Source organism: Nitrosococcus oceani ATCC 19707, assembly GCF_000012805.1.
In the GTDB taxonomy this organism is placed as follows: Bacteria; Pseudomonadota; Gammaproteobacteria; order Nitrosococcales; family Nitrosococcaceae; genus Nitrosococcus; species Nitrosococcus oceani.
Map to the genome: position 1 here is coordinate 1632657 of NC_007484.1, position 22740 is coordinate 1655396.

At 50.7% G+C, this 22740-nt stretch carries 25 protein-coding genes and 1 pseudogene; 14 read left to right on the plus strand and 12 right to left on the minus strand.

Features of this window, described 5'->3' with window-relative positions:
• Positions 1-29: 29 nt before the first annotated feature.
• Positions 30-812 (plus strand): STAS/SEC14 domain-containing protein, encoded by a 783-nt coding sequence (locus NOC_RS07940; protein ID WP_002808738.1) that lies wholly within the window; start codon positions 30-32, stop codon positions 810-812.
• 46 nt (positions 813-858) lie between these two features.
• Here the strand turns inward: NOC_RS07940 and NOC_RS07945 are convergent, their stop codons facing one another.
• Together NOC_RS07945 and NOC_RS07950 are read right to left on the minus strand one after the other, a co-directional pair.
• Positions 859-1491 (minus strand): cupin domain-containing protein, encoded by a 633-nt coding sequence (locus tag NOC_RS07945; protein WP_002808905.1) that lies wholly within the window; start codon positions 1489-1491, stop codon positions 859-861.
• Positions 1472-2038: a sigma-70 family RNA polymerase sigma factor gene (locus NOC_RS07950; protein WP_011330664.1), complete on the minus strand. Its 567-nt coding sequence runs from the start codon at positions 2036-2038 to the stop codon at positions 1472-1474. Before NOC_RS07950 ends, NOC_RS07945 begins: the two co-directional genes overlap by 20 nt.
• A 235-nt stretch (positions 2039-2273) precedes the next feature.
• On the opposite strand from NOC_RS07950, the gene NOC_RS07955 reads away from it, so the two are divergent.
• From NOC_RS07955 to NOC_RS07975, 5 genes are all read left to right on the plus strand, one after another.
• Positions 2274-3110 (plus strand): hypothetical protein, encoded by an 837-nt coding sequence (locus NOC_RS07955; RefSeq protein ID WP_011330665.1) that lies wholly within the window; start codon positions 2274-2276, stop codon positions 3108-3110.
• Positions 3002-4507 (plus strand): hypothetical protein, encoded by a 1506-nt coding sequence (locus NOC_RS07960; RefSeq protein WP_244860115.1) that lies wholly within the window; start codon positions 3002-3004, stop codon positions 4505-4507. Before NOC_RS07955 ends, NOC_RS07960 begins: the two co-directional genes overlap by 109 nt.
• A 263-nt stretch (positions 4508-4770) precedes the next feature.
• Positions 4771-5226, plus strand: coding sequence for a hypothetical protein (locus tag NOC_RS07965; RefSeq protein ID WP_002809393.1), 456 nt, complete (start codon positions 4771-4773; stop codon positions 5224-5226).
• Positions 5227-5429: 203 nt separating this feature from the next.
• A complete protein-coding gene (locus NOC_RS07970) occupies positions 5430-6260 on the plus strand; it encodes a polysaccharide deacetylase family protein (RefSeq protein ID WP_244860116.1) in 831 nt (276 codons plus the stop codon).
• The gene (locus NOC_RS07975) at positions 6257-6946 is read left to right on the plus strand and encodes a hypothetical protein (protein ID WP_011330666.1); all 690 of its coding nucleotides are present in this window, start codon (positions 6257-6259) and stop codon (positions 6944-6946) included. The genes NOC_RS07970 and NOC_RS07975 overlap by 4 nt, the downstream gene beginning before the upstream one ends.
• Positions 6947-6986: 40 nt before the next feature.
• Here the strand turns inward: NOC_RS07975 and NOC_RS07980 are convergent, their stop codons facing one another.
• The 3 genes from NOC_RS07980 to NOC_RS07990 form a co-directional block, all read right to left on the minus strand.
• Positions 6987-7964, minus strand: a complete 978-nt coding sequence (locus NOC_RS07980; protein ID WP_002809499.1) for a polysaccharide deacetylase family protein — start codon at positions 7962-7964, stop codon at positions 6987-6989.
• Positions 7965-8073: 109 nt separating this feature from the next.
• Positions 8074-9264 carry a hypothetical protein gene (locus tag NOC_RS07985; protein WP_011330667.1) on the minus strand — a complete coding sequence of 397 codons (1191 nt, stop codon included), beginning with the start codon at positions 9262-9264 and terminating at the stop codon, positions 8074-8076.
• A gap of 53 nt (positions 9265-9317) precedes the next feature.
• A complete protein-coding gene (locus NOC_RS07990; protein ID WP_002810870.1) occupies positions 9318-9521 on the minus strand; it encodes a hypothetical protein in 204 nt (67 codons plus the stop codon).
• A 396-nt stretch (positions 9522-9917) separates the two neighbouring features.
• On the opposite strand from NOC_RS07990, the gene NOC_RS07995 reads away from it, so the two are divergent.
• Positions 9918-10379, plus strand: coding sequence for a hypothetical protein (locus NOC_RS07995; RefSeq protein WP_002811708.1), 462 nt, complete (start codon positions 9918-9920; stop codon positions 10377-10379).
• 254 nt (positions 10380-10633) lie between these two features.
• Here the strand turns inward: NOC_RS07995 and NOC_RS08000 are convergent, their stop codons facing one another.
• A complete protein-coding gene (locus NOC_RS08000) occupies positions 10634-11272 on the minus strand; it encodes a hypothetical protein (RefSeq protein WP_002811383.1) in 639 nt (212 codons plus the stop codon).
• Positions 11273-11360: 88 nt separating this feature from the next.
• Positions 11361-11480 (minus strand): annotated as a pseudogene (locus NOC_RS18625) (DUF2249 domain-containing protein); the annotation flags it as partial.
• Positions 11481-11758: 278 nt separating this feature from the next.
• Here NOC_RS18625 and NOC_RS08005 point away from each other — a divergent pair.
• Genes NOC_RS08005 through NOC_RS08015 form a run of 3 tightly spaced genes read left to right on the plus strand, consistent with a single transcriptional unit; the run spans position 11759 to position 13485 of the window.
• Complete coding sequence (locus NOC_RS08005; protein WP_002811066.1) at positions 11759-12079, plus strand: metal-sulfur cluster assembly factor; 321 nt, start codon at positions 11759-11761, stop codon at positions 12077-12079.
• A 42-nt stretch (positions 12080-12121) separates the two neighbouring features.
• On the plus strand, positions 12122-12340 hold the full coding sequence (locus tag NOC_RS08010) for a hypothetical protein (protein WP_002808628.1): 219 nt from the start codon (positions 12122-12124) through the stop codon (positions 12338-12340).
• The gene (locus NOC_RS08015; RefSeq protein WP_002811358.1) at positions 12337-13485 is read left to right on the plus strand and encodes an NnrS family protein; all 1149 of its coding nucleotides are present in this window, start codon (positions 12337-12339) and stop codon (positions 13483-13485) included. Before NOC_RS08010 ends, NOC_RS08015 begins: the two co-directional genes overlap by 4 nt.
• A gap of 53 nt (positions 13486-13538) precedes the next feature.
• Here the strand turns inward: NOC_RS08015 and NOC_RS08020 are convergent, their stop codons facing one another.
• From NOC_RS08020 to NOC_RS08030, 3 genes are all read right to left on the minus strand, one after another.
• Positions 13539-14285, minus strand: coding sequence for a phosphate/phosphite/phosphonate ABC transporter substrate-binding protein (locus NOC_RS08020; protein WP_002808558.1), 747 nt, complete (start codon positions 14283-14285; stop codon positions 13539-13541).
• A gap of 23 nt (positions 14286-14308) precedes the next feature.
• Positions 14309-14785: a PAS domain-containing protein gene (locus NOC_RS08025; protein WP_002811530.1), complete on the minus strand. Its 477-nt coding sequence runs from the start codon at positions 14783-14785 to the stop codon at positions 14309-14311.
• Positions 14786-14886: 101 nt separating this feature from the next.
• A complete protein-coding gene (locus NOC_RS08030) occupies positions 14887-15249 on the minus strand; it encodes a roadblock/LC7 domain-containing protein (RefSeq protein WP_002810900.1) in 363 nt (120 codons plus the stop codon).
• Between the two features lie 260 nt (positions 15250-15509).
• Between NOC_RS08030 and NOC_RS08035 the strand changes: the two genes are divergently transcribed.
• Entirely contained in the window at positions 15510-17501 is a 1992-nt protein-coding gene (locus NOC_RS08035; RefSeq protein ID WP_244860117.1) for a TonB-dependent receptor, read from the plus strand.
• A 28-nt stretch (positions 17502-17529) separates the two neighbouring features.
• Positions 17530-17799 (plus strand): hypothetical protein, encoded by a 270-nt coding sequence (locus tag NOC_RS17390; RefSeq protein ID WP_011330670.1) that lies wholly within the window; start codon positions 17530-17532, stop codon positions 17797-17799.
• Here NOC_RS17390 and NOC_RS08040 read toward each other — a convergent pair.
• Both NOC_RS08040 and nhaD read right to left on the minus strand, forming a co-directional pair.
• Complete coding sequence (locus tag NOC_RS08040) at positions 17771-18871, minus strand: 3-deoxy-7-phosphoheptulonate synthase (protein ID WP_002808804.1); 1101 nt, start codon at positions 18869-18871, stop codon at positions 17771-17773. The two genes, NOC_RS17390 and NOC_RS08040, sit on opposite strands and share 29 nt — an antisense overlap.
• Positions 18872-18953: 82 nt before the next feature.
• Positions 18954-20420, minus strand: a complete 1467-nt coding sequence (nhaD, locus tag NOC_RS08045; protein WP_002811065.1) for a sodium:proton antiporter NhaD — start codon at positions 20418-20420, stop codon at positions 18954-18956.
• A 189-nt stretch (positions 20421-20609) separates the two neighbouring features.
• Here nhaD and NOC_RS08050 point away from each other — a divergent pair, with 189 nt between their 5' ends.
• Positions 20610-22424: a M61 family metallopeptidase gene (locus NOC_RS08050; protein WP_002809909.1), complete on the plus strand. Its 1815-nt coding sequence runs from the start codon at positions 20610-20612 to the stop codon at positions 22422-22424.
• Positions 22417-22698: a hypothetical protein gene (locus NOC_RS16845; protein WP_081430963.1), complete on the plus strand. Its 282-nt coding sequence runs from the start codon at positions 22417-22419 to the stop codon at positions 22696-22698. The genes NOC_RS08050 and NOC_RS16845 overlap by 8 nt, the downstream gene beginning before the upstream one ends.
• The last annotated feature ends 42 nt before the right edge of the window (positions 22699-22740 follow it).

The window sequence follows — 22740 nt, forward strand, 5'->3', positions numbered from 1 at the left end:
AACCGCAGTCAGTCATGGCGAAACTCCAAATGTTTGAGGAAAAAACCGTGCCTGATCACGTAATTGCGATTCACTTCAGTGGAAAGATGACGGGAGAGGATATTCAGCAGTACAAAAAGATACTTGAAGGCAAACTGGAAAAGCACGGGCAGCTCAGCTTTCTTATCGACTTCACGGGTCTTTCGGATATGAATGCTAACGCGTTTGTCGAGGGGACCAAGGCTGATCTCGAATTTCTCGGCCATATTGATCGGTTCAGCCGCTGTGCATTCGTTTCGGACAAGGAATGGCCGCAAGCCCTGATCGACTTTATAGGCCCCGTGCTTCCGACCTTAGAGATGAAAGTGTTTACGCCCGAGCAGAGTGATGAGGCGATGAACTGGGTCTCCGAGTTGCCTGAAGCTCCCACAGCCGATAGCCCGGCTTTCCGTTTTATTCCGACATCCCGGGACGATGTTTTTGCCTTTGAGATCAACGGCATGATTTCAGCGGAAGAAATGCCGGGCGTTATCAAGGAATTCGAGGGTTTTCTTGAACGTCACGATAAGGTGCGTTTGCTCAACCGGATGCGGCATTTTGGGGGTATCGATCCGGCGGTTTTCATGCAGGGGGGACTGGTATCGATGAAGCTTGCCGCGATGCAGAAAGTTGAGCGCTATGCGATTGTGGGTGCTCCTGGATGGATGCGCAAGATCATCAAGAGCATAAATCCCGCATTCACCGATATGGATATGCGGACATTTTCGAAGGACAAAGAGCAAGACGCGTGGGAATGGTTGGAGGCGGCACCCGCTGGGGAATCCGCCCGGTAGAGGATGTTTTTGTCCTATTGTAATTTCATGGGTTAACCCTATGGGTTTACCGTTTCCGATCTGGCGGATTAATGAAGTCGATTCCAAAGCATACCACGGCGGCGATAACCGCCTGCTCGGATATTACCTGGAAGCTATGGGCCGTGCCCGTTTCTTGGTAGAGCAAATCTCCAGCGCGATTAATGACTCCATCTTCGGAGCGGCAGCATCCTTGCAGCAACAAACTGGATTCAAGACCCCGGTGGGTGTGGTAGGGAAAGCTGGCTCCTGGTAGCACGCGGAGGAAATTGCTCTTCGCGCCTGCGGTTGCTGGCCCCGCCTGAATTTTGATCGTCTGGACCCCTGGCAGCACCGTCTTCCAGGCGGTGGGATCATCGAGGCGTTCGAGGTAAGCCTGCGCTTCCCTGGGGGAAAGATCGAATAGCTCGGTGAGGCGCGATAGAAACGGAAGAAACCGGTTTTTGCCGCAAATGCCATCAAGAAGGCGGGCTTTGAGTTCCGGCGCTGGAGGTTCCGGTTCAAGGTTAAGGGCAATTGCCGCTAGGAGCTCTTTTACCGAAACTAGTTCTTCCTGGAATTGGGGATCGGAAGCTAAATTTTGCCGTAGCTCTTTAAGTTCCTTTTCGGATAGATTTTCGAGCGCCAAATCGATCCACGCTTTATTTTCCTTCCGTTTCATTCGATATCCTCTGACATTGCGTTCTGTAATGGGTTCGAAGCACATTTAGCGCCCCCCGCATCCGGCTTTTGATAGTTCCTAAAGGAAGTCCGACATGGGAAGCGATTTCGCTTGCCGACAAACCCTGAAAATAGGCCAGTTCCATAATAGTACGTTGCTCCCTGCTGAGCTTCGACATGGCCTTGCGTACTGCCTGGCAGTCCCATGCAAGGGCAGGATCTTGGGACATTCCATTCGCTGTGTTTTCCAATACTGTTTCCGGTATGGGTATTGATCGGGTATAGGGCGCCGAGCGGAGGCGGTCCAGGGATCGGGAGCGCATCCGTAATATCAACCAGGCGCGAACGGAGCCGCGGCGTCCATCGTATTGACTGGCCTTGCGCCAAATTTCCATAAAAACATTATGCAGCACATCTTCAGCTTCTTGGCGATTACTGAGTATGCCCAGGCCCACCGCGAGAAGGAGCGGGGCATAGCAGTCGTATAGATGGCCGAGGGCTTTGGGATCGGCCCGGGCTACCCTGTCGATGAGATCGGTATCGTCCATATCTCAGCCATGGCTTTTTCCGGGAGCGAGTCTAAAAGTTATGTCTTTAAGATTAGCAGAACCAATTTTGATTGGTTGATCGACTGCTAAGCAATCGAATTTCAATGCTATCACAGGGAAAAGACGTTGCTAGGACAGCTGAGAAAAAATGGGAAGTTTTTGTGATCCGAACGGCGCGCTCATCACGTACCTATTCATGAGTGAATAGCGTGAAGCTGATAAGGAGGAACATCCCATGGCAACCTTTATTGAGGACTACCAGTTATTCAAGGTATTTGCCGCTAGCCATCGGTTCATGTCGGTTATCCTGTTACTGATGGGCGGCATCACTATGAGCCCTATTGAGGCGGAGGAGGCCCCGCCGGTATCGAAAGAGAGTGTTGGATATTTAAGGGCCCACGGCATTGCAGTAACGCCCCACGAAAAAGATGATAAATTCCTGCCGGGCCAGCGTGTATTCAAGACAATGGTAGGCCAGAGTCAGCCTCACGCCTATCGCTTCCATTCAACGCAAATGCAAGTTACTTATTTAGAAGGAAAGCTTGTGGCTGATCGCCCGGAAGATTGGAAATTTAGGTCTTTTGCAAAAGAGGTAGTGGCTAAAGATGGTCAACTTTATACAAAAATTGTCTTCCAACCGCAAAAGGCGAGAACTTCGAGGGCTACTCTCGTTTTCAAGCTGAAATCGAAAATACTAGGGTCTAACACGGTCACGGTGAAAATTCCTTTGATAGGAAAAGGAATCGCGCCAGCCCCTAAGCCTATCCTCCCTGGAGATAAAATTATTCCGACACCGAAACTGGATGAAGGACCGGACAAGACCAAGCCCCGGGATACTAGCGTAAAAAAGATCTGCCTTGATTTTATATTAGTCGATAATAGGGACACCAAGACATGGAACAAAAAGGCCCAGGAATGGACAGAAAAAAGTAACGAAATCTTCAAAAAAGTAAAGTCAAAGTCGTGTTTTCAAAGCCTAAACCGGTCCGCCGGATTGCAGAGGACGACATCAAAGAGGAGGTTAATAAAGCTACTTCTGGACAACTGCATTGTTTCCCGGTTTTTATCGTAAAAATATTACCCGAAGAAGCCCCCAATGCCTCTGGCTATACAGATCCTGAATATATTGGTGATCGTGGGCAGATTGGCAAGGAGGCCGACAAGCTCGCCAAGGATCATAACATTCATCCAAATTATCGCGAGGGTATGGCCTATGGTACAGCTATTTATATCTTGCAAAATCTCGATATTTCGGGGACGGTACTGGCCCATGAACTGGGGCATACCTTGGGAGGTGGCGCTGGTGAAAGAACTGGGCATCTTGATCCTAAAACTGGAGCTGAACTTGATGACACAGATCGTTTGATGAATGGGCAGAATATTAGGAATTCATCTCCCAAAATCACGCCTCTTGAAAAAATAATCATGGAATGGACGGCGGAAAAATTCGTGAACCCAAACCTGAGCAAATGTAAGCAGACCTCTAAGAGTTTGATTGGCAATTATGGCATGATTGAGGAGGCCAGTATTTCCAATGGTGGAGATGCGATTCTCCTGACAACGCGCTTGTTCGAGCCCCTGGTAATGGAAGGATTATTTCTTGACTATCGGCTATCTTTCGATATCGACGGGGATGGCGTGGGTGATCGTATGCTGATCAATACGTATGACGGGGAGGTTTGGAGTTCTCAACTTGAGGGTGTTTCTCTTGAAGCAGATTCTAAGCCGGCATTGCGATTTTTGCGCCGCCCGGACGGTACCGCCCATGCCATTGCTGCTTCTATACCCAAGGCAATGCTGCAAAAAAGCCAGGGGATCATCGGCTGGAATATTGTGTTGGAAATTCCGGATTTGGGAATCACTGACTCTCTTCCTTTATTTGGGCAGAGCTGTTCAGGGAAGACAAGAAAGAGTGCATTGCCGGATTTGAAGGTGTTTAATGGGGATGGGCTGATTTTATCTCCGGTTCGATCCAGCAGAGGGTTTGACTGTTTTGATATCACCAATCCCTCGCTGGCCTTGCAGGCTGCCGCTACCGAGGAGCTCATTCCTGTGTTTGCCGGGGACATTTTTGAGCTAGAGGGAAGCTTGGCGGTTTCCAGCACTTTCTCTGGAGAGGTTGATCTCTATGTGGGTTATCTGCACCCTGAAAGTGGAATTATGAAGGAAGTTTTAGTCAAACACCTCTCCGAAATCCAAGCGGAAATGGGTTGGACTGCCTCGGTGCCGGTTCCGCCGGGTTTGGCCCCGGGATTTTATCAGCTTGTTATTACGGCGGTGTGCGAGTTATGCAAGACGGAGACTACCGCCTTTGGTCCCATGGTCCGCGTAGGGCAATTTAAGAAACTGCCTGATTTAAATCTCTCTCCCGAACCGTATGGAGGACAATGGGATAGCGGCGAGGGGGAAAAGGAAATTCTATTAAATTCCAGAGACAAGCTTGAGTTTCAAATGCCCATTTTACGGTAGACGAAAGTAAAGACGCTAATTTCGTTTATTCTACGAGCAGGAGGGCGGCCATCTCAGACAACGGGGTGGCCGCCAGTTTCTTCGATTGAAGAAATTATATGGTGCGGGTCTGGAAATTCAAGGTACGATTTTGACAGAGTGGCTAGGAACAACCCTACAATATTAGGTCTAGCGCAGGAACGTTCCTGCTTTTTTGATTTTACGGGGCATCGTTTTGGTGCTATAGAGGCGGCTTCTACCCTTTACCCAATGACAGGATTCCAATGGGCACACGCCATACATTTTTATTCGAACCCGCGGTATGGGAAGCGGAGGGAACCTTCTTTGATGCGGCGGGCCATGCCCTCCGGCTGGAGGGAGAAATGCAGGTGACCCACGCGACACGGGGCTGGCATAGCGAGGGGCGCATGCGCGTGCTAAGCGAGCCGCCATTGGTTATTGAAAATCGCTACGATATTATTCCCTTTGCACCAGGGCGTGATACCACTTCATGGATATCGATGAATCCGGTACTGGGAAAACTCTCTGGTCGATTTGTGTTGGTAGGGGAGATGATCCTTTCCCTGTTTGAAAGCAAAATGGGAGAGCATAAGGGAATGGAGGTATTGGTTAAGCAGGATGATGGGTGCTATCTGGGGCGGGGGACGGTGCTGGCAAGAGGTGGTAAGGTATCATCGTGGGCGATCACGCTCAGACGCCAGCGTGAGGCGTTAGGATAGAGAGCAAGCTCCTATCAAAAGACAGGAAAGTAGTTTTGCAGGATTGATGACCTTTGAAATTTCCGTTAGGGTACTTATGCTTGCTATTTTATCTTCTGGAGTAGTGATGCGAGCGCGCAATACTGATGAACTGGATTAAGCGATTGGAAAGCATTCCCTGGTTTCACAGGGATAAAATCTCGCGCGCATTCTCTATACCCATCTTGTGCTACCACAGTTGGGTTGCGAAGGGAGATGCCTATCAGGGGAACGACCACGTTGCACTTGAAAGCGATCTGAAGGAGCTGGGCCGTCGTCAGTATCAGGTGATCCCGCTGACTACCCTGGTTGGTGTATTGCGCAGTAAAAAGCCCTTAGAATTTCTCACTGATCGTAAGCTGGTTGGGCTTACCTGTGATGATGGCACGGATTTTGATTATTATGACTGCAAGGAAGATGAGAACGGTACAGTCTCTAGCCTACATTCCATACTGGAGCGCAGTGAGCAATGGCTTCCCCGGTTCGACGATGGCCCCAGGGCCGTTTCGTTCGTGATTGCCTCCCGGGAGGCACGCGACATTCTAGATCGCACCTGTTTCAATGGACGTGGTGAATGGCGCGATTCTTGGTGGGCCGAATGCGCGGCAAAAAATATTTTGGGTATTGCAAACCATAGTTGGGATCACGTACACGATGGCCTTCCCCTGGTCCGTCAGCGGAACAATAAAAAGGGCTCCTTCTTCGAGATCGCCACATTTGATGACGCGGAGGGACAGATCGCGGATGCGCAACGGTACCTCTCGGACAAAACGAACGGGAAGGCGCTGCCGCTCTTCTGCTATCCTTATGGGCACGTTTCACCTTACTTATGTGACGACTATTTCCCTAACCACGGCGTCCGCCTCGGCATTGAAGCGGCTTTTAGCACGGCAGGAGCCTCGGTACGATCCGATACCAATGTTTGGGACATTCCCCGTTTTGTTTGTGGCTGGCATTGGAAGTCACCTGAGGAATTCTCGGCCCTGCTTGATGCGGTCGAACGAGGCGAGCGATGAAATTGCTAGCCACTATGGGGAATAGGATTCCGCCTAGTGTACGGGCGACTTTACGCGACTGGCTTCCACCTATCTTCTTACGTGCCATTATGCACCGGCTTTACGCCCAGACAGGTAGGGCTATGGATCTACCTAGAACTAGTGTTACCCTTGTTAACATTCATGCTGAAGCAGATGCGGTGCCAGCAACCGTTTCGGACGTCATCTTCGTTATTGAGGTTGATCAAGCCGAACCATTAGCAGGAGACTTATTTCGTCGACGCTTCAATACCAGCACTTTTCCAAGCGAGCCCCGCCATTTCGTTGCCTTTTCGAAGCTAAGAGACGGCAGTCTGCTGACGCTGGGATACGTGCACTACACGATGTGGGAGGGTGGTGCGTTGTGTGGCGGTTTAGTCATAGATGATCGTCATTATCGGCGCGTCGGTGAGGCAAGCCGCAAGGCGATTCGCGAGGCCGGCGGCGTTGCCGAGATATTATTGCGTGCTAGCTTTGATTTGCTCCCGGATGACTTAACGGCCATTTGGGGCCTCGTCGGCGACAGGCAATCCGAGAAGGTGTGCCTGCGGGTGGGATTTGTCCGAACTGAGTCTGACCTTTTAATGGTAGTGTGGCGAGATGGACGGCTAACCGAGGGGCAAAAAGCTGAGTGGATAAAGCGCGCCTCCAAGCTTGGTCCTTTCTAACCGCATGAACTTAGCGGCACGCCTTTCCTCAAAAAATCTGTTACTGCCCCGAATTCACCAAGATTTGCTGCAATCCAGCGCCATCCGACCAATCTCGACCTCGAACAAACCGACCTAGAGCAAAACGGTTGGATGAGCGGGTGACATAGAGTGGGTCGGTAGAAAAAGCCGCATAAGTTTGGTGCTCCGACCAAAAGTTTGGGAAATATGTATAGACTAAATATGACGTATAGCCGCCGTAGGGATAGGCAAATAAATCTGGCCAGACTCCTATCTTGCTTGAAATGTAATTTGCGGCCCCTCTTACCTCGGCATCAGCCGTTTCATAGGTCGACGTCCTTGAGAAATCAGCCGCCCCATTCCAATTCCCGTTCTTATATCCGCCAACTGCCAGAAATACGCCTGTCCTCTGTCCCTTAGAGAAATGAGTGTTCGGCTCTAAGATGGGTCCTTGAATTGCGTTGTGGTCGTGGTCTGTGCTGTGATTATAGATCTCCATCAGTCCTGACTGCTGCGCAGCATTCCACCATTCGTCCGTCATTGTTCCTGGAGAAATGATATCTCTTGCGACCGGCGAAGCGATTACGAATGATGCTGCATGAGGGGAATACCAGGGCAAATTTGGATGGAGGTTCTTGAAATCCTTTAATACGTTATAGAAACTCTTTGTATAACAGCCGTTAGAAAACGTATCGTACCAGTCGCCGTTTTCACCATCGTCAAAAGTAATTCCTACGACTTTATCTGGCAGATATGATCCATCTAAATCGCCAACTGCCCATTTTGCAAGCCAGTAAACAGGAACGACGGTGTAGCCTTGCTGATAAAGTAGCTCCAAGTCGGCTTCGAGGCCGATTGATTGGTTGGTAGCTTGAGTGCAACCACTTCTTACCCATGAATGGTAGAGTAAAATGGGAACTTTCGCCGAATTATTTAGTGCAAAGGCTGTTGGTGGAATTAAGACTAGGGCGGCCAGAATTGACATTACGATTAATGCGAAGCGACGAATAACATTCATATCAAACTCCTAAATGCTGCGGTTAATGGCTAATGGGTCAGAAAAGCGGAGGCGCGGCTGTGGGGGCTCCAAGCTTTAACTCCGCCGCGTTTGACAAGAGAATTCTCGATTAGTGGGAATGCCCGCCTGAAGCCCACTCCGGTAAAAGCACAATGCAATTGGGATTGAATCCTTGGTTTTTGAGGGTGTCGATTTGCGCTATCGCTTCGCCTTTTGCGAGATCAACCACGGTAATGGAGCCATCACTCATCTCCGGTAGATTGAGGAAGCTATTCTGGACAAAAACGTAACGCTCATCAGGCGATAACACTATATGATGGGCACCAGGAGCCGTGGGAATAGCTTTCAGCAGCTCGGGAGCCTGGGGATCGCTGATATCAAAAATATTCAAATGACCAGGTTGGGCCGTGGTGACAAAAAACCGGTCACCCTTGCGATTGAATTCCAGGGCAAGGGGAACGCCCCGGCCGTGAGGCGCAAAGTCCGCCACTTGCTGGAAATCGAATACTTTTTTATCCGAATCCCAAACCGCTGTCCAAAGGTTTCCTTCATACATATTGGTGATATAGGCCAGCGGAGGTTCAGCACCGGGCAGAAAGTGAACCTCGACGGGGGCTGCTCCTGAAGGAGAGGGCTTCATGGAAACCTTATGGGTGGACAGCACTTTCCCTGAACTGGCCTCAATCGCCGTAATGGTTTCTCCTGGGTCGCCTAAATCCGAGTGCCGGACCGTACTCGTGACTAACAAGCGGTCAAGGTCATCATGGAGGGCGATTCCATGGGGATAACGAATAAAGGCTGAGTCTGAAGGTGGAGTCTTGATGGATTTGATAGGCTTATCCGTGCTGGCATTGCCTACGATAACGTTACTAGACCCCATACAGGTGAGATACCAAGTTTGCTTATCTTTGGAGAAGGCCATGTCTTCCAGGACTTTGCATTGGGGAATCTCTACCATTTTCATCCGATAGGGAAACTGGGTCATGTCCAGGACATGCAAGATGCTTTTTTCTAGGGCGGTTATGTAGATTTTGCTATGGTCTTGGTTATAGTAAAGATGATGGGCCACCAAACCAGGGGGCAGGGGGATATCCATCAGCATTTTGCCAAAATTGGGTGAATTGGGGTCAACATCGATGATGGCGAGCCCCTCTTTTTGAATGCGCTGCTCTGGTTTTGCCTCGTAATTGAGCATGGCGAGAATTTCTCCCTGAGCGCGGGGGGCAAACAACATCGGAACTATTAAACTAAGCGTAAGGGCAACAGTGTAAAAAACGGGAAGAGGGTATCTTTGTTTCATAGCAACAAACCTTCTTAGGCCGTGTGTAAAGTGCTCTACCTTTTAACCCATTTTTAGTTTGAAATATCGGATTTGTCTTTATGGGCTGAGTCAGAGGTAGATAAAATAGATTCTAAATTTAAATCCCGAATAGCCTGTACAGCGCATTCCCACCGGCCTTCAGCGCATAGTCCGCTTATTCCAGCATTTTCGTAAGCTTCAAGCGCGGCCTCTAAACAGGCGAGTCGAATCGCTTCTGCGACTTTAGTATTATTCATAATTAGCTTAGTTTAGTCACTGTATCCGATTTTTTATACCTTCACGAGAATTGCAGCGCTATTTGAAGAGGTGAGACTTTTAATTTTGGAGGATCGTCTCGTAACAGTACCTAGAGTTAATTCACCCGTAAATAGAGAACATTGCAGAAGTGAGGGGACGGTGTTTTGTGAACTTGTTTTTCCTCCCTGAAAAAAGGGTCTGCGGGAATCTTTCTATCCTTTAGCTCCACACCGCACTCACTGATTAAATACCTAAAAACTTTTGCCGAGGTACTTAGTAGGTACCGGTCATCATGGCTGTGCAGACCGGGAATAATCGGCAACAGAGCAACTTTTTTTTAAAACAAATATTTAGTATACTCCTTAAGATATATTCTTCGATGGAAGGCATTATCTATGACTGACATCTCTGTGGCTATCGCGTTACATGTACTGGGAGTCGTCTGGTGGATCGGCGGCCTAGCGCTGGTGACTACGGTCGTACTGCCGCAATTGCGCAGCGATCCGGTCAACGCCCTGGAGCGCTTTCACACCATCGAGCGCCGGTTTGCGCCCCAGGTCCGTATAGCGGTGCTGATTGTAGGCGCCTCTGGCGGTTGGCTGCTTTATCGGCTACAACTCTACCATGTCCTTAACGAGCCGGCTTTCTGGTGGTTGCCGGCAATGATGGCGTTGTGGACGCTGTTCTTTCTTATGTTATTCATTCTCGGGCCGACCGGCGTGCTACGCCACATTATGTCTGGTCCGCTAAATGCCGATCTGACGCGCCGGTTGGCGCGCATGCACTTGCTACATACTGTGCTGCTAATTGTGGCGCTCGTTATCATTGCGGGTGCTGTGGCAGGCAATCACGGCTGAGGTTGCTGGGAGCCAAGCGCCGTAGCATCATTGCCGCCTCATTGTCCTCGGCTCCATAGTCCACCAGCTCGAATAACACATGTGCGCCTATGCCTGCGCCCAAATCCCACGCTGATGACCGATTCATGGAACGCGGGATAGCGGCTATTATTAACAGACCGCGAAGCGCGAAGAGATCCCACTAACGCGCTCATCACATCTCACATCTTCGCTGAATGCTCTGATCGCCAGCAGCGGATCACGATTATGGTTCCCTACGCCGCGTTATCGCCTGTAATAAGCTCGGTGACATGAATAGTTTCTGGATCATCGGCGTGCTCCAGCAGAAGACGACGGACACGATCCTGCCACGCTTCGGCGAAAGCAGCGAGCACCTCGGTATCGGCATACCCTTGCAGGACTGCCATGATACGTTTTTGTTGCGCGGCATCCATCGGCACGGTACCCGCATTGAAGCTCACGGCGACAGCGGTTCCCGTATCCAGCCGCTTAAAATGTACCGCACCGCCATTAGTCCCGGAAGCTGAGGCGAAATCGAGCAGACTGTTGCGGGCAAACCGCCCACCGAGACCTTTGAATCCGCCGCCCCCGGCCGCACCGGTAAGCAGCGTTAGAACCTGGGCCATCACGCCGCTGGTGCCGTCGTGTTCCGGCGCCGGCATTTGTACTGTGACGCCGCCCCGTTCGGGCAGTGTGTCTGGGTAGAGCGCAGCCAGCGCGGCGCGACCGGTGAGAAATGCTCCCACCACCGTGGGGCAGGAGTGGCCCGCCAAGCGCACTGCGTCCGCGTAACGATAATCTATGATACCGTCAGCGCTTGCGCCAAGCAGCTGAGCCAGCGGGTCGCGTACGCGCACCACCGGTGCTTCATCGAAGAAATTTGGAAAACTCATGTTATTGTCCCCTAGGATTAGCCGCTTCTTTCGAACTCGACCAGCTCACCTCAGCGGCGTCGCGTTGAGCCACCTGCCGGAAAACCGCTTAACCTGATGAGCAGTGGCAGCGCGGACCATGATCGTTGACGAGACAGATGTGCTCGCCGGGAGTGAGCGCGTTCAGAGCGGTGAAAGTTGCTGTATGCCGAGAGCGGCGGCCGATGCTGCAGGCATCAAAAAGGTAGCTGGCTTGCTGCTCACACTAACAATGGGGGCATGGCCATAAGGCATTGTGCCAGCATCCATACCGTTAATACATGTATATTATATGCTATTTATAATGACCGTTCCACAAGCTTTCACGAGAATTGCCGTGTCATTTGAAGAGGCAAGACTTTTTGTTCTGGTAGGTTCTCTCATGATAAATGCTCGCTTTCTTTCGGTAATCATTGATTATCTTCCCATGCTGTGCTAAATAAGAAGTATAATAAATACGCTTTTCCTATGAGCGAATCAACTTTAAACCAAGACGAGATCATTGTTGCCCTGCATGAAGTGATTGATCCCGAGGCCGGTGTCAGTATAGTCGACCTGGGTCTTATCTATCATATTCAGATGTATGAGCGCCGCATTGATATCCGGATGACGATGACCACGCCTGCCTGTCCCTTGCATGAGTCTATCCGTGCTGAGATAAAAGCAGCGATTGGGCGTTGTTTACCGGAGATTAGTGAAGTGTCCGTGGAATTGGTATGGGATCCTCCCTGGCACCCGGATAGGATGTCTGAAAGGGCTAAACGCCAACTAGGTTGGTTTGGCCGGTAGGAAATAAAGTATTACTTTTGGCGGGGAATTGATGGTGCTTAGATGATCTATCGCGTGCCTTTATTCGTGTTAGGGTTTTTTTGCCTGCCTGCTACTCTTTTAGCGCCGCCCATGGTAGCAGGCTTGTGTGGCGTGCTTATCAGCCTTGAGGGGAGTGTTGGCCTGGGTGCCCGCCGGGCTTATGAATGCCTCATCTTTAGGGTAGGAGGAGTGCTCCTCATTCGCGGGCAGCATCTGCAAGCAAGGGCAGGGATTGTTTGAGCCAGGGAAAGAGTAAGCCCCTATCGGCTGATCTCCTCTTCTTTCCTGCCGCAGCTGCTTTGGCGGTGATCGCCATGCCGGGTTGGCTAGCCATATTACAGGGTTGGATATCTGCCCCTGGGCCTTATTGGCATGGGCATGAGATGTTGCTGGGTTATGCTTTTGCCGTGGTCTCTGGGTACCTTATCAGCCGGGTATCGCTAGTGACGGTGGGGCTCCTTTTCGTCAGCTGGTTTGCTGCGCGCCTGGCTGCTCTTGGCCTTATGGGAGAGGGATGGCAAGCAGCCTTACCGGGCCTGATTTTTGCCGGGCTGGCGGCCTATTTCGCTGCATCTCCTTTCCTGCGGGCAGCAAAGAAACTTGAAAACCGGGTTTTTGGACCTTTGTTTATCGGGATTGGCATTTGCGAGCTTATTTACCAGTTAGGGGTGAGCAAGGTAGTGCCTGGCGCGGAACCCTTTGCCTTGCTGATGGCTGTGGATTTATTTGCGTTGCTCTTATTGCTTATGGGGGGACGCGTGATTGCGCCGGCGGTAGCAGGTCATTTTCATCGGCGTGGGGAGGTTCTGGCTGCCCGAGTCCAGCCTCGTTTGGAGCGGACGGCCATTTTATGTATGCTGGGGATGATCATACTGGATATGATTCCAGGCGCAGCCCCGGCTGGGGGAATATTTGCTCTAGGCGCCAGTGCTGTGACCGCGATCCGAGCCTGGCGCTGGCGGTTGTGGCGGGTATTGGATACCCCCCATCTATGGGCGCTAGGTTTGGGCTATCTTTGGCTTGTTCCAGGTCTCGGCCTCAAGGGGTGGGCGCAGCTTACGGGGAGTCTTAGTTTAGACTGGGCGTTCCACGGCATTACCGTTGGCGCGCTTGGAACATTGACCCTTGTTGTGATGGCCCGTACCCGCTTGCAGCGGAGCCGTCAAGGGCTTGAGGATTTTAGAGATATAGGTGTCGCGGCATTAGGGGTGAGCCTCGCTGCGATACTACGCTTGGGCGCACCGTTGGCGGATGGAGAGTATATGTTCTTGCTTTTATGGGGCTCTGCCATCGCTTGGTCGGTTGCCTTTAGTCTGCTATTGCGCCGTTTAATTCTCATTTATCGCAAAGGGCCGGAAGGAGCAAGAAAAAGACCAGAATATTAAGAGCATGGTGGCGTCAGGGACCGTGGTTTATTTTGAGGTAAACACTGGTCTTTTCAAACCACCAAAGTATCCATGAGATCAATCATGAATTCTGTATTTTCTTGATTGACCGCTTCCCAGCCGCTGAAACCAAGACTTTTTAAAACTCCTTGACCTTTCTCATTTTCCATCATGCCCATGAGGGCTCCTAATAGCTTTTCTTGTTTATCCGCCAAAGCGGGGCCGAGCATCAGAGAGTGATGAATAAGCCGAATCTGGCTGCTAACCAGAATTCGAAGCTGGCTTTTAACCATGGAAGATAAGTTATCGAAGGCTTCGGCCAAGAAAATTCCTACATCACTTTCGCCCCGCAGCAAATCCTTTGCAACCATGAGGTAATTATCTCGGATGTTCAGTTGTATATTGGCCGAATTCAAATCGGCCGGCTCAAGCATGATGAGACCTACCATGTGGATATCCGGATCATTGGTAATAGCCACTTTCACTCCGGCTTCCAAATCTTCCACGGTTTTTGCGGGACTACGGGTATGAACAGCGACGGTGGCTTCGTCCGCTTCATCTTTTGGCTTAACTAAAGCGGTGAACCCTTTTTCTCTCACCAGCATTGAGGTATCGTAGGGATTGGCATAAATTAAATCTACTTTCCCTGCATCGATGGCATCGCGCTGGGTTTGAAAATCATTATACATTTCCAGGTGGACAGCTTCACCCAGGGCTTTCTGTAGCCAGGTATTAAAAATATACCAGCCGGATAAATGATCCGGGGTAAAATCTGGACTAACGGTAAAATTATAGGACATGAATACCTCTCCGTGGTTGCAGATTAGAATAGGCTTGGATACTGGCCAATGCATTCTTCGATCTTTTTATGGGAAGCTTTGCGGCGCACCGAGGTATAACCGATGACTTTGCCGTTGCGGATATTGGGAAGCACGGTTGCTTTAACCCAGTAGTAACCGCCATCTTTGCGAAGATTTTTGATGAATCCCTGCCATTTATCTCCTCTTTTCAAGGTATCCCATAGATCTTTGTATATGGTCGGTGGTATGTCGGGGTGCTTTAGAATGGAATGGGGAACACCGATTAATTCTTCTTTGGCATAGCCGGACATATCGACAAAAGATTGGTTGCAGTGGGTGATGCGCCCCTCTGGATCGGTTCTAGAAACAATGAGGCGGCCGTCTGGATAAGGCGTTTCCATCTCCGTGTAGAGAATACGACGTGGTCCAATGCCATAGAGATCTAGCATAGCTTGTCTATAATCTCCTACAATATCTTCGGGTACCATATCCCTGATCATTTAGTTCCTCTCTTCGGATAGAATGGCGTATTGAAAAATACCTGTCTGAATTTGCAGTCAATCTTCCAAAATATTGTTTAATAGGGAGTCCATGGGCTCTCTCATATCATTGAAGCGATGCTTTCAGCCGCCCTTTTGACATCAAGAAAAATTAACCCAAGTTTTGCGCGGGGTTTTGCCATGACTGTGAGTACGGCTTCATCGCCTGCATAGGTCATTAGCACATAGCCGTGATCCCCTTTTATCAGAACTTGCTCCAGAGCCCCACGTTCTAGTTCTTTGGCGCTTCTATCACCTAACGACAGCATGGCAGCGCTCATGGCGCCGACCCTGTCTTCATCGAGGGTAGTAGGTAAAACCGCGGCTATCATTAGACCATCGGTTGAAATGACTCCAGATGCCTCGATATCGGCAGAGGTGCTATTGAGATCATTGAGGACAGCAGTCAGCATATCTGCGCGCATTTCATGCTCCTATTACCAATCCATTTTAAGAAGAGAAAGATTATTTAAGTAAGTATGTATTGAAATAGGGATTGGGGATCTAGACGGGGTTCACAGAATGGGGTTCTTTCGCTCAACCTCATGTCCTAATTATTATTGACATAACATGTTATGTTATAACATTATATAAATTTAGAGAGTGAATGCAAGTGATTATATTGAGATGGGCAAGTCTCTGCTGGGGGATGCTGTTTTTGTTGCCTTTTTTTAAGGCACAAGCAATGGACGACGCCGTAGCATTGGAAGCGTTAGTGGTGACGGCTGATCCCTTGGGCAGAAGCGAGGAGGATATATTGCAGCCTACTTCGGTACTGATGGGTAAGGCGTTATCGATTAAGGATAAACGCAATATTGGGGAGGCTGTGGCTGGGGAACTCGGGGTGACTTCCAGCGACTTTGGCCCTGCGGTAGGCCGTCCAATTATCCGGGGTTTGGGCGGAACCCGCGTTCGCGTATTAGAAGACGGCATTGGGGCCATGGATGTTTCCGCTATCAGTCCGGACCATGCGGTGGCTGTCCAACCTTTCTTTGCGGATCAGATTGAAATTTTCAAGGGGCCGGCTACTTTACTATACGGCAGTGGTGCTATTGGGGGAGTGGTTAATATTGTCGACCACCGAATTCTCGATTATGTCCCCGAAGCCATTGAGGGGGATGTGTACGGCCATTATGATTCGGTTGCTGATGACGCTACCGGCGTTTTTCGCTTTAATGCCGGTGCAGGCGATTTTGCATTTCACCTGGCTGGCCTTTTGCGGGATACGGAGGATTATGGTATTCCGGGATTTGCCCAGGTTAATCCTGAGCCGGGCGCGAAAAGTGGAACACTTGCAAACAGCGATGTCCACACCAAGAATTTTACCGGTGGTTTATCTCTCGTTCGTGATGAGGGATTTTTAGGGCTTGCCGTGAGTCGCCTCACCAATGAATATGGTGTCCCTGGTGAGCATGGGCATGAAGATGAAGCAGGGCAGGCGCACGAAGAGGGCGGAGTCCGTATTGATCAAGCCCAGACCCGTCTTGATATTAAAGGGACCTTATACTTACCTTTAGCGGGAATCCAAACCATTAAAACCCGATGGGGCCATAATGATCATACCCATCAGGAATTTGAGCCCTCTGGGCTGGCTAGCACGATTTTAAATAACAAAGAGTGGGAGGGTCGGGTTGAATTTCTTCATACTCCTTTTGGAGAGTGGGAGGGGGTCGCTGGATTGCAATACCGCAACCGGGACCTTTCCGCTAGAGGAGAGGAGGCTTTCATGCCTCCCTCCTCGCGGATGGATTCTATAAGTGTCTTTATTTTAGAAGAGCGTGCTTGGCGACGCTGGCATTTCGAGATGGGGGGGCGATTTGAGCATCAGGTAGCTAAGAAATCAGAGGGTGGCCCGCACGCGAGCCATAATCTATTCAGTATCTCTGGCGGAGCCATGTGGGATTTCTGGAAAGACTATGCTGTCGGCTTCAATGTTTCCCATTCCGAGCGGGCCCCCGCGTTGGAAGAGCTATTTTCAGAAGGTCCCCACCTGGCTACCAATACGTTTGAAATTGGCAATCCTTTCCTGAACAAGGAAATCTCCAATAATTTGGATCTATCCTTGCGTAAGACTCGTTCACATTGGCATTGGAAGTTGAATCTTTTCGCTAATTTCATCAGCGATTTCATTTTCTTACAAGAGCAGGATAAAAATGGCGATGGGATCGCTGATCGGGTTAATTTGGAGGGGGAACCGTCCATGGACCCGGATGGGCTTTTGTTGGTAAACGAAAAACAAGCGGATGCTGAATTTTTTGGAGTAGAATTCGAAACAGTAATAGGTCTATTTGAGGATCATCGCGGCAAGCTGGATCTTCGTTTATGGACCGACTATGTCAGGGGTAAATTGAAAAATGGCGCTAATTTGCCTCGAATAACTCCTTTGCGCTTTGGGAGTGAATTGGATTATGAGCGAGGGCCAGGGTATGCGGGCATTAATCTAATGCGGGTTCAAGCCCAAGATGAGACGGCAGCGCTAGAGACGGAGACCGGGGGCTATACCCTATTAAAGGTTTATATGGGATATCGCTTTGCGCTGGGGCCGGTACAGTATGCTGTTTTCCTGCGGGGGACAAATCTCTTAAACGAGAAAGCTCGGCGCCATACTTCCTTTTTAAAAAATCAGGCTCCTTTACCAGGCCGTTCAGCCATGGTGGGAGTAAACGCGACTTTCTAACTTCTGTTGGCTTGCTTTTCTCAGCAATTTGGAGTTTCGCCATGAATTCGCGCTTCAACGGGCGCTTTGGGTTGGCCACGACTTAGCGCGCAAGACCCTCCATTGGGTATTACCCTCCACGGGCATCACTTCCCGGCCTTCCGCCGGTAGGTCGCCCTCTTGGCAATGGGAAAATGTACCGCGAATTCATGGCGAAACGCGGGTAATGTTGGCCCTCGTGTTCGGCGTGCCGTTTCACTTCGCCTGCCTGCAGCAGGCAGGCGAGCTCACTAGGGGGTTGCTGAACATCCATGTTTAGCTTCAATGTGTTTTTCTGGCATTTGCCGCCGCTTCTGTATGGCGCGGGCAAATTCACGAAGTAACTGCTCGCTTTCCTCCCAGCCTATACAGGCATCGGTGATGCTTTGGCCATAGGTAAGAGGGGTGTTTGGGATGACGTCCTGGCGTCCTGCTACGAGATGGCTTTCCAGCATAACCCCCATGATTCGCCTATCGCCCGCAGCAATTTGTCCCGCAATATCCCTGGCAACCAGAACTTGCTTCTTGGGATTCTTGCTGCTGTTGCCATGGCTGCAATCAATCATGACTTGAGGCCGAAGGCCCGTTTGAATAAGATTATGGGCCGTCTCGTTGACGCTTGCTGCATCGTAATTAGGTTTCTGCCCACCCCGTAAAATGAGATGGCAATCTGGATTTCCGGCAGTTGAAAAAATAGCCGAACGGCCAGCCAAGGTGAGGGAGAGAAAATGATGGGGCTTTGAGGCCGAGACGATAGCGGACATGGCGGCACCTAAGCTGCCGTTGGTCGCATTCTTAAAGCCAACCGGACATGAGAGTCCCGAGGCGAGTTCCCGATGCACTTGACTTTCAGTTGTGCGAGCCCCGATTGCGCCCCAGGCAATTAGATCAGCGATATATTGTGGGCTAACGAGATCCAGGTATTCGGTGCCTGCCGGCACACCTGTTTCGGCCAGATCCAACAGCAGCCTGCGGGCCAAGCGCAAGCCTTCATTAATCTGAAAGCTGCCGTCCAAATGGGGATCGTTAATAAGCCCTTTCCAGCCTACTGTAGAGCGAGGTTTCTCAAAATAAACGCGCATGACGATGAGCAATTCATCGGCAAGCTCATCAATTAGTAGCTTGAGTCTTTTCCCATAATCCCGTGCAGCCTGGGGATCATGGATGGAGCAGGGGCCAGCGACCACCAGCAGGCGGTCATCTTTCCCGCCGAGCACTTCCTGAATGGCTTGCCGGGTTCGATAGACTGTTTTTGATGCCTCGCTGGTAATGGGCAAGCCTTCATGGAGTTGGGCCGGGGGAATAACTTCTTGAATGTTCTTAATGCGAAGATCTTCAGTAGGAAAGCTCATAGGTTAATTATTTCCGTTACGCTAACGCCCTATTTTACTTGCTGTTCAATTCGGGCACGATCATTTATGAATATACGAAATGCTACTGAAACAGTTCAGCGTTGAGGGTAAGATGGACCCAGATGCTAGCTCCATAGCCTAAGGCAATAGCCCAGATCCATTTCAAATGGGCAAAAAAAGTATAAACTCCCCGGGCTTGGCCCATCACTGCTACTCCCGCTGCTGAACCGATGGAAAGCAATGAGCCCCCAACCCCAGCGGTCAGGGTTACTAACAGCCATTGGCCGTGTCCCATGTCCGGCTCCATGGAGAGTACCGCAAACATGACCGGGATATTATCTACGATAGCAGAGAGTATGCCTACTAGAATATTGGCGGTGGTTGGTCCTAGATCCACGTACATGAATTGGGAACCTAGCGCCAGATAGCCAATGGCGCCCAATCCACCGACACAAAGAATAATGCCATAGAAGAACATCAGAGTATCCCATTCCGCCCGTTCTAATTGCTCAAATATGTTAAATGGCTTGGCAACGGGTTGGGGTTGCCCGCCGTTTTGCACTTTTTTACCATCCCACTGTGTTAAAGGGCTGAGTGTGGCTTGATCGCGGCGCTTGAGGTAGTAACCAAAGAATTTAAGCAGCCCCAGTCCGGTCATCATGCCCAACACGGGCGGCAAGTGGAGGAAATTATGGAAGCTAACCGCCATGGTAATCGTGACGATAAACAGGCCGACGACGATCCAGGCGCCGTTTTTCAGCGCCACATGCTCATCCAGGGCCGGCGGGCGCGCTTTAGGAACAGCAAAGGCCATAAACGCTGCGGGCACCAACCAATTAACCACAGAGGGCAGGAACAAGACAAAAAACTCTTGAAATTCCACTATACCCTTCTGCCATACCATAAGGGTTGTGATGTCGCCAAAAGGACTGAAGGCGCCTCCCGCATTGGCCGCCACTACCACATTGGTGCAAGCGACTACGACAAAGTGGTGATTGCTGCCTCCAACCGCCATGACCACCGTTGCCATCAATAGGGCTGTGGTAAGGTTATCGGCGATAGGGGAGATAAAAAAAGCAAGCAAGCCCGTCAGCCAGAAGATGGTGCGCAGGGAGAAGCCTTGTGAAACCAGCCAAGCACGCAGAACCTCGAATACTCTTCGCTCGGCCATGGTGTTAATATAGGTCATAGCCGCCAGCAAAAATAAAAAGAGTTCCACAAACTCCAGCAAGTTATGACGAAGGGCTTCCCCGGCTGCCCCAGGCGTTCCGTTTTGGACCTCCGCGGCTGCAACAAGCGCCCAGATAATGCCCGCAGCGACAATTACCGGTTTGGATTTTCGTAAGTGTAGCCGCTCCTCCAGGATTACTATCCCATAGGCCATTACGAAGATGAACAGCGCGCTATAGCCTGCCCAATGCTGGGTGAGATCGAGAGATTCAGATGCCTCGGCCGCGAAGCTCAACTCCGGCGCGATAAAGAGGGCCAACAGCATCCCAAGTGCTCGGCTCTTCTCCAGCAAGGCAATTTGAGAAAAGGCTCGGTGCATTACTTATCCTTGATTAATAAAAAAATAATGGTCAATGATACCTTAAGTCAAAACAGCGGTAAGTACTTATGATTGAGAATAGGCACAAACGCCAACTTCCTAGAGGAAATTTGGCAAGTTGTTGGTTTCTTAAAGAATATTATTACCGCGAGTTATCTATATATATTTTTTGAGCAAGGTGGTTGAGCGATGTCGTTTATTCATTATCGCATTATTCCCAAAAATCCCCAGGCCCACCTGTTCCAGGTGACGCTTACTATTTTAGAGCCTGCTCCCGAAGGCCAGTGTTTGTCGCTACCGGCATGGATTCCTGGGAGCTATTTGATCCGCGATTTTGCCAAGCACGTGGTCCAGCTTAGGGCCGAATCCCAAGGGCATCCCCTTCCCGTCGAAAAATTGAGCAAATCTCTCTGGCAATGCGCGCCGAGCGGGGGGCCAGTGACAATTAACTATGAGGTCTATGCCTGGGACAGCTCTGTGCGGGCCGCCCATCTGGACACCTTCCATGGTTTTTTCAACGGAACCAGCGTTTTTCTGCGGGTAGAAGGGCAGGCTCATGAACCCTGCACCGTCACCCTTTTACCGCCAGAGGGGGAAACTTACCGCCACTGGCGGGTGGCTACCGCTTTACCTCGGGCTGGCGCCGAGCCGTATGGTTTTGGCGACTATCAGGCGGGGGACTATGAGGAACTGGTTGATCATCCCGTGGAAATGGGTGAGTTTAGCCTGGTTACCTTCGAGGCTTGCGGCGTTCCCCACGATATCGCCATCACCGGCCGTCATCGGGCTGATATGGAACGTCTGAGCCGGGATCTGAAGATCTTATGCGAGCACCATATCCGCTTCTTCGGTGAACCAGCGCCTATGGATCGGTATGTCTTTTTGGTGACCGCCGTGGGCGAAGGATATGGGGGACTGGAACATCGAGCTTCGTGTGCTTTGTTATGCAATCGGAGCGACTTGCCCCAAGCAGGAGAAACCGAAGTTGGGGAAGGTTACCGGAATTTTCTTGGCCTATGCAGTCATGAATATTTCCATACCTGGAATATCAAGCGTATCAAGCCCGCCGCTTTTGTCCCTTACGATCTTCAGCAAGAGAATTACACCCGCCTGCTTTGGGCTTTTGAAGGGATTACCTCCTATTATGACGATCTGGGGCTGGTGCGCTCGGGGCTGATTAGCCAAGAGAGTTATTTGGAGTTGCTGGGACAGACCATCACCCGGGTGTTGCGAGGCTCGGGCCGGCTTAAGCAAAATCTAGCCGAATCCAGCTTTGATGCCTGGACGAAATTTTACCAGCAGGATGAAAATGCTCCCAATGCTATCGTGAGTTACTATACCAAGGGTGCATTGGTAGCCCTGGCGCTGGATCTAACCCTGCGGTGGGAAACCCACGGCGAGTGTTCCTTGGATGGGGTGATGCGGGCATTATGGGAAAGTTATGGTAAGACGGGGGTAGGCGTGCCTGAAGACGGGGTAGAACGTCAGGTTGCCGAGGTTTCAGGATTGGATATAACGGATTTCTTTGAAGTAGCGCTGCGGCGGGCGGAGGATCTTCCCTTGCAAGCGCTGTTGGCCCAGGTAGGGATTTGCTATGCCCTGCGCGTCCCGGAATCCAGTGATGATAAAGGCGGCAAGCCTGGCAAAGGGGGCACGCCTCGCGCTAGGCTAGGCATCCGCTTGGTTCCGAATGAAAAAGAGGCCAGGATCAGCCAAGTCTTCGATGAGAGCGCGGCTCAATGGGCCGGGCTCTCAGCCGGGGATAGCCTCATTGCCGTAGATGGTATCAGGGTGACCGCCAGCAATTTGGAGAAAGTCATTAGCTCTTATCCAGGAGGAGCGAGAGTTATCATCCATGCTTTTCGGCGGGATGAATTGCGGGAGTTTGAGGCTGCTTTGCAACTGCCTCCCAAGGATACCTGCGTGCTGACTATTGATGAAGACGCCTCCCCAACCGCTGTAGTGGCCCGGGAGGCTTGGTTATTGGAGTTTCGCCATGACTGATGTCGATTTTGTTCCTACAAAACCTCATCCGCCTGGAGAATTCGCGCTTCAATGGGTGCCTTGGGCTGGCCACGACTTAGCGCGCAAGGCCCTCGGTTGGGTATCACCCTCCACGCGCATCACTTCCCCTCCTACCGAGGGTAGGTCGCGCTCTTGGCAACAGGGAAAATATACCGCCAATTGTGGGCGAAACGCAAGTCATGTTGGCCCTCGCGCTCGATGCGCCGTTTCACTTCGCACTCTCACTGGGGGGTCATTCAACATCCATGTTTAATTCCAATGCTCAAGTATCCTAGCGACAGCCGCGGAAAAGGGG